General features: G+C 65.9%; 10 protein-coding genes. 8 read left to right on the plus strand and 2 right to left on the minus strand.

The features are described 5' to 3' along the window. The first annotated feature begins 73 nt into the window (after positions 1-73). From KBZ14_RS10040 to KBZ14_RS10055, 4 genes are read left to right on the plus strand one after another with little or no spacing between them, the layout of a single operon-like run. Positions 74-1,624, plus strand: a complete 1,551-nt coding sequence (locus KBZ14_RS10040) for a cryptochrome/photolyase family protein (protein ID WP_255118194.1) — start codon at positions 74-76, stop codon at positions 1,622-1,624. Positions 1,625-1,678: 54 nt separating this feature from the next. After that, the gene (hemJ, locus tag KBZ14_RS10045; protein WP_255118195.1) at positions 1,679-2,269 is read left to right on the plus strand and encodes a protoporphyrinogen oxidase HemJ; all 591 of its coding nucleotides are present in this window, start codon (positions 1,679-1,681) and stop codon (positions 2,267-2,269) included. Further along, positions 2,214-2,909, plus strand: a complete 696-nt coding sequence (locus KBZ14_RS10050; protein ID WP_261348993.1) for a PHP domain-containing protein — start codon at positions 2,214-2,216, stop codon at positions 2,907-2,909. The genes hemJ and KBZ14_RS10050 overlap by 56 nt, the downstream gene beginning before the upstream one ends. Positions 2,910-2,938: 29 nt before the next feature. Next, the gene (locus tag KBZ14_RS10055; protein ID WP_255118197.1) at positions 2,939-3,469 is read left to right on the plus strand and encodes a hypothetical protein; all 531 of its coding nucleotides are present in this window, start codon (positions 2,939-2,941) and stop codon (positions 3,467-3,469) included. A gap of 15 nt (positions 3,470-3,484) precedes the next feature. Here the strand turns inward: KBZ14_RS10055 and cobN are convergent, their stop codons facing one another. Further along, entirely contained in the window at positions 3,485-7,180 is a 3,696-nt protein-coding gene (cobN, locus tag KBZ14_RS10060) for a cobaltochelatase subunit CobN (protein WP_255118198.1), read from the minus strand. 103 nt (positions 7,181-7,283) lie between these two features. Here cobN and KBZ14_RS10065 point away from each other — a divergent pair, with 103 nt between their 5' ends. The 3 genes from KBZ14_RS10065 to KBZ14_RS10075 are packed head-to-tail and all read left to right on the plus strand — an operon-like array spanning position 7,284 to position 12,230. Further along, positions 7,284-8,201, plus strand: a complete 918-nt coding sequence (locus KBZ14_RS10065) for a branched-chain amino acid transaminase (protein ID WP_255118199.1) — start codon at positions 7,284-7,286, stop codon at positions 8,199-8,201. After that, on the plus strand, positions 8,201-11,914 hold the full coding sequence (metH, locus tag KBZ14_RS10070) for a methionine synthase (protein WP_255118200.1): 3,714 nt from the start codon (positions 8,201-8,203) through the stop codon (positions 11,912-11,914). Before KBZ14_RS10065 ends, metH begins: the two co-directional genes overlap by 1 nt. Before the next feature lie 43 nt (positions 11,915-11,957). Further along, positions 11,958-12,230, plus strand: a complete 273-nt coding sequence (locus tag KBZ14_RS10075) for a small RNA NsiR4-regulated ssr1528 family protein (RefSeq protein ID WP_255118201.1) — start codon at positions 11,958-11,960, stop codon at positions 12,228-12,230. 3 nt (positions 12,231-12,233) lie between these two features. On the opposite strand, the gene KBZ14_RS10080 is transcribed toward KBZ14_RS10075, so the two are convergent. Continuing rightward, entirely contained in the window at positions 12,234-12,461 is a 228-nt protein-coding gene (locus KBZ14_RS10080; protein WP_255118202.1) for a DUF8667 family protein, read from the minus strand. A gap of 175 nt (positions 12,462-12,636) precedes the next feature. Here KBZ14_RS10080 and KBZ14_RS10085 point away from each other — a divergent pair, with 175 nt between their 5' ends. Next, on the plus strand, positions 12,637-12,951 hold the full coding sequence (locus KBZ14_RS10085) for a DUF2237 family protein (protein ID WP_261349008.1): 315 nt from the start codon (positions 12,637-12,639) through the stop codon (positions 12,949-12,951). Position 12,952 lies beyond the last annotated feature (1 nt).

The raw sequence follows: 12,952 nt of genomic DNA on the forward strand, positions 1-12,952 counted from the left end.
TCGCAAGGCTTGCCAGCTCTCTGCTGCGTGAGTTGCACCCTATGTCCGGTCTGTCTTCCAGCTCTCTGACCCCATGACCATCGGGATCTGGGTCCTGGGAGATCAGCTGAGTGCATCCCAGGCGGCGTTGTGCTCCTCCTCGCCTGAGGACAGTCGGGTGTTGCTGGTGGAGAGCAACTCTGTGCTGTCCAACCGTGCCTACCACCAGCAGAAGCTTGTGCTGGTGTGGAGTGCGATGCGCCATTTTGCCGCTGATCTCGGCGCGCATGGCTGGCGCGTGGACTATCACGAATCGGATTGTTTTTCTGATGTCTTGCCGAACTGGCTAGCCAGCCATCAGATCACAGAACTCCGAATCATGGAACCGGAGGATCGCGGCTTTCGCGCAGCCATCGAACGCCTGCACTTCCCTGTCCCGCTGGTGTGGCTACCAAGCAATGCGTTTCTCTGGAGCCGGGAGGACTTTGCTGCCTGGGCCTCGGGCTACAAGCAGCTGCGGATGGAGTTGTTCTATCGCGAAGGCCGTCGCCGCTTTGGGGTTCTGATGCAGCCCGATGGCACGGGCCTTGCACCGCTCGGTGGCCAATGGAATTACGACCACGACAACCGCAAATCACCACCCAAGGGCCTGCGCGGACCGGATCCCCTCTGGTTTCAGCCCGATGGCATCACCGGTGCCGTGATCGAGAAGGTGCGCCAGCTCAATCACGCCAGACAGGCCCAGGGCTTGGCTTCCCTGCCTGGGGATCTGGAACCGTTTGGCTGGGGCGTCAGCCGCCGCGAGGCCCTGCAGGTGCTGGACCACTTCATCGCCACCCGCCTGGCCGGTTTTGGTCCCTACCAGGACGCCATGGTGACCGGTGAACCCACCCTCTGGCATGCCCTGCTGTCGCCCTATCTGAACATCGGCTTGCTGCACCCCCTGGAGGTGATCTGCCGGCTGGAGCAAGCCGGTCTGGAACTCCAGGTGCCCCTAGCCAGCCTGGAGGGCGTGATCCGCCAGCTACTCGGGTGGCGGGAGTACACCCATGGCCTTTATCACTGGTTTGGCCCCGGGTACGGGCAACTGAATCACTTCAGGGCCAGTCAGCCCCTGCCGCCGTGGTTCGAGCAGCTGGGGGGCAGTGGCTTGGCCTGTCTGGACACGGTGCTTGGGGAGGTGCGGGGTCGCGGCTATGCCCATCACATCCAGCGCCTGATGGTGCTGGCCAATTACGGACTGCTGGCCGGCCTGGATCCCCAGGCCCTCACCGCCTGGTTCCACGCTTCCTTCATCGATGGCTTCGATTGGGTGATGCAGACCAATGTGCTGGGCATGGGTGTCTATGCCGACGGCGGCCGCCTGGCTAGCAAGCCCTACGCCGCCAGCGGCAATTACATCCGCCGCATGAGCACCTACTGCCAGAACTGCCGCTATGACCCGAAGCAGCGCAGCGGGGCGGACGCCTGTCCCTTCAACAGCCTCTACTGGGATTTCCTGGCTCGCCACGAGCCTGAGCTGCGGGGGAACCCCCGCATGGCCCTGGTGCTGAAGCAGTTGCAGAAGCTGCCAGCGGAGGAGTTGGAGGCTGTACGACACGCCGCGGCTATCCACCGTGCCGCCATGCTCGCCCCCCCGACCTAACCCGTCCGGCGGGTGCGAGCTTTACCTTGATGGCCTGTTTGGCTCTGGTCGGTGATGACCCTGGCGGCCCTGCCCCCCGAGGCCTACCTCTGGTTCAAGACGCTCCACATCGTGGGGGTGGTGGTGTGGTTTGCCGGCCTCTTCTACCTCGTGCGGCTCTTCATCTATCACCGTGAGGCTGAGGAGCTCGCCTCCCCCCTGCGCGAGGCGTTTCAGGCCCAATACGGCTTGATGGAGAAGCGCCTGGCCAACATCATCACGACTCCGGGCATGGCCGTTGCCGTGGTGTGTGCCGTAGGCCTGCTGAGCGTCAACCCCGCCTGGCTCCACCAGGGTTGGATGCACGCCAAGTTGGGGTTTGTGGCCGCCCTGCTGGCTTATCACGCTTTTTGTTATCGCCTCATGGGGCAGTTGCAGGCGGGAACCTGTGGCTGGAGCCCCAAGCAATTGCGGGCCCTCAATGAACTCCCCACCTTGTTGCTCGTGGTGGTGGTGATGTTGGTGGTGTTCAAGAACCAGTTCCCCACCGGTGCCGCCACGTGGTTCATCGTGGCCCTGGTGGTGTTCATGGCTGCTTCGATTCAGTTCTATGCCCGCTGGCGGCGCCTGCGGGCAGAACGGGAGGCCGCAGCCGGTGCCAGCTGAGGCCCTGCGGGAGGTGTTGGCTGGCGTTCACGCCGGCAGCTGCCCGGGTGAGCTCAACTTTCACTGCCACACCATCTGCAGTGATGGCAGCCTGCGGCCGAAGGAGTTGGGCGAGCAGGCGGTGGCCCTGGGGCTGCGCCACTTCGCCGTCACCGACCACCACAGCGTTCAGGCCATCCAACCCCTGCAGGCCTGGCTGGCACAGCAGGCCGGGCAGGGCCGCCGGGTACCGCAACTGTGGGCCGGCGTGGAGATCAGTTGCCTGCTGGAGGGCTGCCTGGTGCATGTGCTCGCCCTCGGCTTTGAAGCCGGCCATGCCGATCTGGAGCCCTACTGCCAGGGGAGCGCTCCCGTGGGTGCTGCCCTGCGGGCCCAGGAGGTGTGCCGTCGGATTCATGGTGCGGGCGGCCTGGCCCTGTTGGCCCATCCCGCCCGCTACCGGCTGCCCTTCCAGCGGCTGATCGAGGCAGCGGCGCTGCTGGGTTTTGATGGGGCCGAGGCCTACTACGACTACGCCATGCAGCCGCAGTGGGCGCCCTCGCCTCTGGTGTGTGAAGCCATTGCCAGCCAGCTGGACAATCTCGGACTTTTGCGTAGTTGCGGCACGGATACCCATGGCCTGCACCTCAGTGGCCGCTAAGGTTTTGGCAGCTTTTCCGCTCCACGCCGATGGGCCTGTTCGATCGTCTGCTCGGTTCGAAGTCCGACACCGGCGGCAACACGCCCGCCAAGCCCGCCCCAAAGCAGGAGGCCTTCTTCCTGGATGCCGACTCCTCCAGCAGCATGGGCAACGTGGAGTTCATGCGGCGCTCGAACACCATCCGCCGCACCTTCCCCGGTACCGCCAGCAGCCCTGGCATGAAGGAGATCGTGGACGAGGTGGCGTCGATGGAAGCTCGCACCGAGCGGCGTAGCCCCGGCTTGCCTGGAACGGAAGAGGCCATGGCCGAGATCAACCTCACGGGCGGTGTGCCCAAGCCGGTGAAGAAGACCTTCGCCGAGCAGATGAGCAAGGCCGAACTCGAAGATCGCATGAAGGGATCCGCCGTGGGCGTGAATGTGCCCGGGGGCCCTGCCGCCATCAAGAAGGAGAAGGACGCGGCTGCTTCCACGCAGGGGCAACCCCAGATCAGTCAGCAGGCCTCCAAGCCCGGTGACATTGACGCCTTCAAGGCCTGGGCCAAGGATCTGAGCAGCTGAGCAGCCGCAAGGGGCTTAGCTCTCCACCACCGCTTCGGCCTCCAGAACCAGCTGGCGCAACATCTCCAGCTGGTTGTTTTGTGCTCCCTCCCAAAGGCCTCGGTTGTGGGCCTCCAGTAGCCGCTCCGCCATGTCCCGGAGGGCCCAGGGATTGGCGCGCCGGAGGAAGGCCTGCACGCTGGGATCGAGCAGCCAGCCATCGGTGATGGCCCCATAGCTCCAGTCGGGCACGCGCCCAGTGCTGGCGTCATAGGCGAAGAGATAGTCGAGGCTGGCGGCCATCTCGAAGCCACCCTTGTAGCCGTGCTGCTGCATCCCCTCGATCCAGCGGGGGTTCAGGACGCGGGAGCGCAGCACCTTGTCGAATTCCCGCTCCAGCCGATGCAGGCGGGGCCGCTGCGCGCGGGAATGGTCGCCAAACCACAGCTGGGGAGCCTGGCCGGTGAGGGATTCCACCGCCGCACTCAGGCCCCCCTGAAATTGGTAGTAATCATCGGAATCGAGCAGATCGTGCTCGCGGTTGTCCTGGTTGTGGAGCACCACCTGCACCTGGCCCAGCCGCTGCTCCAGCCCGCGGCGATCTGCCTGACTGTCTAGGCGCCCATCACCGGATCCAAGTCCCTCGTAGCGCCAGCCACTCCAGTTGAGGTAGGCCTCCCCCAGGTCAGCGCGCTGCTCCCACTGGCCGCTGTCGATCAGGCCCTGCAAGCCCGCGCCATAGGCGCCGGGCGCTGAGCCATAGACGCGGTAACTGTGGCCCTCTTGGCGAGCCGCCGCTGCCAGGGGGTTGTCCTCGCTGGTTTCATCCGCAGCGGCCACCAGAGCTGTGGCCTGGTTCATCCAGGCCACGAGCTGGGGGAAGGCATCGCGGAACAGGCCCGAGATGCGCAGGGTCACATCCACCCGCGGCCGGCCGAGGCTGCCCAGGGGGATCAGCTCCAGATCCACCAGGCGGCGGCTGGGGCCATCCCACACCGGCCGCACCCCGAGAAGGGCAAGGGCCTGGCCGATGTCTTCGCCGCCATTGCGCATGGTGGCCGTGCCCCACACCGAGAGGGCCAGGTGGCGCAGGTGTTCGCCCTGCTCCTGTAGATGCAGCTCAAGTAACAGTTCGGCGCTGCGCCGCCCCAGATCCCAGGCCGCCTCGGTGGGTAGTCCCCGCAGGTCCACGCTGTAGAAATTGCGTCCTGTGGGCAGCAAATCGGGGCGGCCCCGGGTGGGGGCCCCAGACGGTCCCGCTGCGATGCGATCCCCAGCCAGGGCCGCCAGAAACGAGGCGCGTTCGGCATCGCCGCAGCGCAGTAGGTTCGGCACCAGGGTGTGGTGCAGGCGCTCCAGCACAGCGGCGGTGGCCGGTCCTGGCGCCACCGGTTTTCCATCGCTGAGCAGCTGGCCACAGAGCTCCAAACCCTGTTGCTCCAACCAGGCAACGCCGTGCCCCACCTGCCGCGCCCCCACCACGCCCAGCTGCTGGAGGCGCGGCAGGTCTTCGGGCGTTAGCGCTACCTCTTCGGGGTCAGCCCAGGGATCCATGCTGAGCTGCGCGTCCACGGCCAGGGCCTGGGTGAGACCCAGCTGGCCAGCCACCGGCGGCCGGGCCAGGCAGAGCAACAGTTCCGCCAGGGCGGGCCGCTCCGGCAACAGTCCGAAACGGTGGAGACCCGTGCGGATCTGGGCTTCCTTCAGCTCACACAGGTAGCCATCGGCGGCATCGAGGGGATCGCTGCCCTCTGAGCCCGAGAGGAGATCGGGTAGCTGCAGCTCCGCCAGCTGCTGGATCACTTGCTGTCGCAGTCCCTCACTGCGCTCGGCACCCAGCTGGGTGGCTTCCCAGTATTCGTCGATCAAGGCCTCCAGCTCCCGCAGATCCCCATGCAGCCCAGCCCGACCGAGGGGCGGCGTGAGGTGATCGAGGATCACTGCCTGGGCCCGGCGCTTGGCCTGGGAGCCCTCCCCCGGGTCGTTGACGATGAAGGGGTAGACGTGGGGCATGGGCCCCAGCGCCCATTCGGGGTAGCACTGCTGGGAGAGGCCCAGCCCCTTGCCGGGCAGCCACTCCAGGTTGCCGTGCTTGCCCACATGGCACACCAGCTGCACGCCGTGCACCTCACGCAGCCACAGGTATTGCGCCAGGTACAGGTGGGTGGGGGGCAGGTCCGGGGCGTGGTAGCTGAGGCTGGGATCGCGGTCGTAGCCGCGCTCGGGCTGGATCAACAGGCACAGGTTCCCGAAGCGCAGCCCCTGAATCGGGAACCCGGCGGCGCTGAGGCTGGGATCGTTGGTGGGTGGGCCCCAGCGCTGCTCCAGCTGCTGGCGCCCTGGCTCTGGCAGCTGGGCATACCACTGTTGATAGACCGCCAGGGGCAGATGGGCGAGCGGCGGGCGGTGGCCACTTTCCGGGTCGTTGGTGCGGCCCGCCAGCAACAGCTGAATCAGGGCGTCCCCATCGCTGGGTAAGGGGGCCGGCCCCAGGGTGTAACCAGCCTCTTGCAGCCAGCCGAGCATCAGGGCCGCACTGGCCGGGGTGTCGAGTCCGACGCCGTTGGCCAGCCGACTGTTGCGGGTGGGGTAGTTCGCCAGCACCAGGGCCAGGCGCCTCTCATCGGGGGGAGTGGACCGCAGCCCGCACCAGTTGGCCGTGAGCTGGGCCACCCAGGCCAGGCGCTCGGGGTCAGGAACGTAGTGGTGCAGCGCGGTGGCCAGCCGTCCGTCGCTGCCACGCACTTCCTTGAAGGCACCCACCCGGGTGGTGATGCGGCCATCGAGCTCCGGCATGGCCACCTGCAGGGTGAGGTCCAGGGGCGCGAGGCCGATGCTGCTGGCCTGCCAGCTGGAGCGGTCCTGGGTACTGCACAGCAGTTGCAGCACCGGAACCCCCAGGCGCTCCCAGAGCGGCGCGCCCAGCCCCGCCTCTTCGAACTGCACGGAGGCGAAGGAGGTGGTGCACAGCACCGCCTGCACCTGTTCATGGGCCAGCCAATCGGCCACACCCCGTTGCACGGCCTCCTGCCGCAGGCCACTCACCCAAACGGCGCGGGGAGCCAGGCCCTGTGCGCGCAGGGCCGCCAGTAGGGCCTCCGCCAGTTGCAGGTCACCGGCCTGCAGCAGGGCGCGATAGAGCACCACCCCAACGCGGGGGCCAGGATCCTGCCGCCAGTCGAACGGGCTGGGATCCGGCAGGGGCTGGGGCTGGGGTGGGCTCGCCTCCTCAGCCCGCAACAGGGCAGCCAGCGTCTGGAGTACCGCAGCGAGGTTGTCGGGCCCGCCTTCACGCAGGCACTGACCCAGGGCCACCACCAAGGGCGTCGCCACCGTGCTCAGGGAGGCCAGGGGAGCGTCTTCATCGGCGGTGCCAGCGGTCACCAGCAACTGCCGATCGGGTTGGGCCCGGGCCCAGTCCTGCAGTTGCTCGAGGCCGTAACTCCAGTGACCGCGTCCCCCCAGCAGGCGCACCAACACGATCCGCGTCTCCCGCAGGCTGGTGCGGATGTAGTGGTCCACCACGGCGGGGTGTTGGAGCGCGGACAGGTTCAGTCCCCGGAGGGCCGTCCCGCCGTCCAACAGGTCGCCGCGCTGCTCGAGCAGCGCGGCCAGGGCGGTGAGATCCGTGTCGGCGCTGCTGAGCACCACCAGCGCCGCCGGGGGCTGCTCGATGAAGACCGGCCCCTCGTGGGAGCTGGTGCTGCCGGGAACCGCCGCGAGCCGATGCATGGCCCCATCCTTGCGGGTGGCGGTGAGAGGATGGCCGAACCTATGGCCATAGCGGCCATCTGGACGCCGCAGCCGACCTCGCCGCCCGCACCTCACACCCGTAATGCATCAGTTCCTCCCCTACGCCTGGTTCGGTGGTCGCTGCGTTCCCTTTGCTGAAGCCACCCTCTCCGTGGCCACCCACGCCCTGCACTACGGCACCGGTGCGTTCGGCGGCATGCGGGCCCTGCCCAATCCTGCGGACCCCAGGGAAATCCTGCTGTTCCGCGCCGATCGCCACGCCCGGCGCCTGAGCCAGAGCGCCCGGCTGCTGCTCACCGAGCTGAGTGAAGACACGATCCACAGCGCGATCCACACCTTTTTGCAGGCCAACCAGCCCACTTGCCCGGTCTACCTGCGGCCCTTCGTTTACACCAGCGACCTGGGAATTGCGCCACGCCTGCACAACATCGAAACCGATTTTCTGATCTATGGGTTGGAGTTGGGTGACTATCTGTCGCCAGAGGGGGTGAGCTGCCGCATCAGCTCCTGGACCCGCCAGGAGGACCGCTCCCTGCCCCTGCGCGGCAAGATCTCAGGCGCGTACATCACCAGCTCCCTTGCCAAGACCGAGGCCGTGAAGAGCGGCTTTGATGAGGCGCTGCTGCTCAACAGCCGCGGCAAGGTGAGTGAGGCCAGCGGCATGAACCTGTTCATCGTGCGCGATGGCGTGCTGATCACTCCCGGTGTCGACCAGGACATTCTCGAGGGCATCACCCGCGCCAGCGTGTTGGAGCTGGCCCAGGCCATGGGCATTCCCACGCTGGAGCGACCGGTCGATAAGACCGAGCTGTTCGTGGCCGATGAGGTGTTCCTCAGCGGCACCGCCGCCAAGGTGACCCCGGTACGCCGGGTGGAAACCACCGATCTGGTGAGTGATCGCCCGGTCATGAACGCCATCCGCGATCGCCTCACGGCGATCACAGAAGGCCGCGATCCCGCCTATGACCACTGGGTTACCCGTGTGCGCCTGAACGGTTGATGAGCAGCAGCACCGCCCCCCTCACCGCCAGCGACACTTCGGTTCGCACCGCGGCGACGTCCAGCCCGCGCATCGGTTTTCTGGAGCGCCTACACAGCCCCGATCGCCCGGTGTTGGTGTTCGACGGAGCCACGGGAACTTCGCTGCAACAGATGGATCTCACCGCAGAGGATTTCGGTGGTGCGGCTCTGGAGGGCTGCAACGAGAACCTGGTGTTCACAAGGCCAGATGCGGTGCAGGCGGTGCATCGCCAGTTCCTGGAGGTGGGTGCCGATGTGATCGAGACCGACACCTTCGGGGCAGCTTCGATCGTGCTGGCCGAATACGACCTTGAGGATCAGGCCTTCGCGATCAACAAGCGCGCCGCCGAGCTGGCCCGCGAGATGGCGGCGGCCTACAGCACCCCTGAGAAGCCCCGCTTTGTGGCTGGCTCCATGGGGCCCACCACCAAGCTGCCCACCCTGGGCCACGTGAGCTTCGATGCGCTCAAGGCCTCGTTCCGTGAACAGGCCGAGGGACTGATCGCCGGTGATGTCGACCTGTTCATCGTCGAAACCTGCCAGGACGTGCTGCAGATCAAGGCGGCTCTGCAGGGCATCGAGGAGGCCTTCGCCAGTACGGGGCAGCGCCGTCCGCTGATGGTGAGCGTGACCATGGAAACCACCGGCACCATGCTGGTGGGGTCGGATATTGCCGCTGTCGTGGCGATTCTGGAGCCCTTCCCCATCGACGTGTTGGGGCTCAACTGCGCCACGGGCCCGGAGCAGATGAAGGAGCATGTGCGCTACCTCAGTGAGCACAGCCCCTTCGTGGTGAGTTGCATCCCGAATGCGGGCCTGCCGGAGAACATCGGCGGGGTGGCCCACTACCGCCTCACTCCGGTGGAGATGAAGATGCAGCTGATGCACTTCGTGGAAGACCTCGGCGTGCAGGTGATTGGTGGCTGCTGCGGCACCACGCCCGCGCACATCGGAGCCCTGGCCCAGCTCGCCGGCGAACTTCACCCCGCAGGCCGTGCGGTACGCACCCCCGCGCTGCGGCTGAGCAGCAGCGATCCGCGGCCCCATCTCAGCTACGAGCCGGCTGCGGCATCGATCTATGGCACCACGCCCTATCTGCAGGACAACTCGTTCCTGATCATTGGCGAGCGGCTGAATGCCAGCGGCTCCAAAAAGGTGCGTGAACTGCTGGCCGAAGAGGACTGGGATGGCCTGGTGGCCGTGGCTCGGGGCCAGGTGAAGGAGAACGCCCACGTGCTCGATGTGAACGTCGACTATGTCGGCCGCGATGGCGAGCGCGACATGCACGAACTGGTGAGCCGTCTGGTCACCAATGTGAACCTGCCACTGATGCTCGACTCCACCGAGTGGCAAAAAATGGAGGCAGGCCTCAAGGTGGCCGGTGGCAAGTGCCTGCTGAACTCCACCAACTACGAAGACGGCGACGAGCGCTTCTTCAAGGTGCTGGACCTGGCCAAGGCCTATGGCGCCGGGGTGGTGGTGGGTACCATCGATGAGGAGGGCATGGCGCGCACGGCGGAGCGCAAGTTCGCCATCGCCCAGCGGGCTTACCGGGATGCCCTCGAATTCGGGCTCCCGGCCCACGAGATCTTCTACGACCCCCTCGCACTGCCCATCTCCACCGGCATCGAGGAAGACCGCCTCAACGGTGCGGCCACGGTGGAGGCGATTCAGCGCATCCGCACGGATCTACCCGGTGTGCACGTGGTGCTGGGTGTCAGCAATGTGAGCTTCGGCCTCTCACCGGCGGCCCGGATCGTGCTGAATTCGGTGTTCCTGCACGACTGTTGCCAGGCCGGCATGGATGCAGCGATCGTGAGCCCCGCCAAGATCCTGCCCCTCGTCAAGATCAGCGAGGAGCATCAGCAGGTCTGCCGTGACCTCATCTACGACCGCCGGCGCTTCGAGAACGGCGTGTGCGTTTACGACCCCCTCACCGAACTCACCAAGCTGTTCGAAGGTGTGAGTGCCAAGGAGGCCCGCGCCTCAGGCCCCTCCCTTGCGGATTTGCCTGTGGAGGAGCGCCTCAAACAGCACATCATTGATGGCGAGCGCATCGGCTTGGAAGAGGCCCTCAAGATGGGTCTAGAGCACTATCAGCCGCTGGAGATCATCAACACCTTTCTGCTCGATGGCATGAAGGTGGTGGGCGAGCTGTTCGGCTCCGGCCAGATGCAGCTCCCCTTCGTGTTGCAGAGTGCCGAAACGATGAAATCAGCGGTGGCCTTTCTGGAGCCGCTGATGGACAAACTGGAGGGTGCTGATGGTAGTCAGCAACAGCGCTCCGCCAAGGCCAAGTTCTTGATTGCCACGGTGAAGGGCGATGTGCACGACATCGGCAAGAATCTCGTGGATATCATCCTCACCAACAACGGCTACGAGGTGATCAACCTCGGCATCAAGCAGCCCGTGGAGGCCATCATCGAGGCCCAGAAACTCCACCAGGCTGATTGCATCGCCATGAGCGGCCTGCTGGTGAAGTCCACCGCCTTCATGAAGGACAACCTCGCCGCCTTCAACGACGCTGGCATTGATGTTCCGGTGATCTTGGGCGGTGCCGCGCTCACACCTCGATTCGTCAACAAGGATTGCCGCGAGGTGTACAGGGGCCAGGTGATCTACGGCCGTGATGCCTTCGCCGATCTGCGCTTCATGGACGCCTACGTGACGGCCCGGGATGCAGGCCAATGGGACAACGCTGGCGGCTTCCTGGCCGGCGCGCCCGAGGGCCTCGGACTGGAGGCCAGCCCCGCCCCCGACATTGTCAGCGAACCGCAGGTTGATGGCGCCGCCACGGCTACCGCTGCCAGTGCCCCCACCAGCGAAGCGGGACCCAACGACCACCGCTCCGAGGCTGTGCCTGAGGAGCCCGCCCTCGAGCCACCGTTCTGGGGCACACAGCTGTTGAGCGAAGCCGACATTCCCATCGAGGAGGTGTTCACCTACCTCGATCGCAATGCGTTGTTTGCGGGGCAATGGCAACTGCGCAAGACCCAGCAGCAGAGCCGTGAGGCCTATGAGGCGATGCTGGCGGAGAAGGCTGAGCCCGTGTTGCAGGCCTGGAAGGAGCGCTGCATTCGCGAGGGGCTGTTGACACCGCGGGTGGCCTATGGCTACTTCCCCTGCGGCCGCAGCGGTAACGACCTGGTGGTGTTCGATCCGCAGAACCGCCTGCTGGAACTGGGTCGCTTTGCCCTGCCGCGCCAACGCTCGGGCAACCGCTACTGCATCGCCGATTTCTACTGCGACGCCTCCGCTGCCGACTCGACTGTCCTCCAGGCCACGGATGTGCTGCCCATGCAGGCGGTGACCATGGGAGAGAAGGCCACAGCCTTCGCCCAGGAGCTGTTCCAGGCTGATCAATACAGCGACTATCTCTACTTCCACGGCCTGGGAGTGCAGATGGCTGAGGCCCTGGCCGAGTGGGTGCATGCCCGGATCCGCCGCGAGATGGGCTTCGGCGAGCAGGAACCTGAGGCCCTGCGTGATGTCCTGGCCCAGCGCTACCGCGGCAGTCGCTATTCCTTCGGCTACCCGGCCTGCCCGAACGTGGCCGATTCGCGCCAGCAGCTCTCCTGGCTCCAGGCAGAGCGCATCGGCTTGCGCATGGATGAGAGCGATCAGCTGGAGCCGGAGCAGAGCACCACAGCCCTGGTGGCCCTGCACAGCCAGGCCCGATACTTCAGCGCCTGAAGGGCGTCAGTCCCTAGCCTCGCGGGGCCCCGATCACCAACCCATGGCCATTGCCGGTCCCGGCGGCGTCGATGACGCCATCGCCTCAGGCATCGATCTCGACGGAACACCAATTCCAGCCGAGATGATCAGCCTCTACACCGAGGTGATGGACCTGGAGAGCAAGCGCGCGCGCAGCGGCGTCAAGAAATCGATGCGCAACCGGATCGTCAAGACCGGCTGCAAGCACTTCGACCAGCAGACCCTCGATGCCCGCCTGAAGGCCGCAGGCTGGGAGGGCCTGAAGGACAAGGAGATCGCCTTCTTCTACAGCTGAGACTCAGCTGCACATGTCCTCGAGGGTCTCGATCACTTCCTGCTGAAACTCCTCCAGCTCGGTGGAGTCGCTCAGATCGATGCCCTCGCCGGCGGCGTTTTGGGTGAGTTCCTGGAAATGGAACGCACCCTCGCCATTGGCCAGGAACTCGATGGCCGAGCGTTCACCGCTCTCCTTGAAGGCGTCACACAGGGCCATGAAGGCGGCGTCTTCGGTGAAGTCCCAGCTCATGTAGGGGGGTCTGCTGAAAGACCTTTAACGCCTGCCCCCCCGAATCCGTCAACCTCCTGGCCCCTTTTTGTGCCAGTCCTTCGTCAGACTGCCCGCCACCACTGCCTTGGCCAATCCCGTGGAAACGGCTCTCAACGTGCTCGGTGAACCCCTGGTGGTGTGCAGCTGTGCCCCCATGACCGGCTGGTTCCGCGACGGCAGTTGCCGCACCAATGGCGCAGACCTGGGCCTGCACACCGTCTGCTGCGTGGTGGATGAGGCATTCCTCAGCTACACCCGGGCCCAGGGCAACGACCTGTCCACCCCGATGCCCGCCTACGACTTTCCTGGCCTCAAGCCTGGGGATCACTGGTGCGTGTGTGCCAAGCGCTGGCTGGAGGCCTTCGAGGACGGCATGGCCCCACGGGTGGTCCTGCAGGCCTGTGAGCAGAGCACCCTCAGCGTGATTCCCCTGGAGCTGTTGCAGCAACACGCCGCTGGTGCCGCATAGT

The organism is Synechococcus sp. HJ21-Hayes (assembly GCF_024345835.1).
Taxonomy (GTDB): domain Bacteria; phylum Cyanobacteriota; class Cyanobacteriia; order PCC-6307; family Cyanobiaceae; genus Vulcanococcus.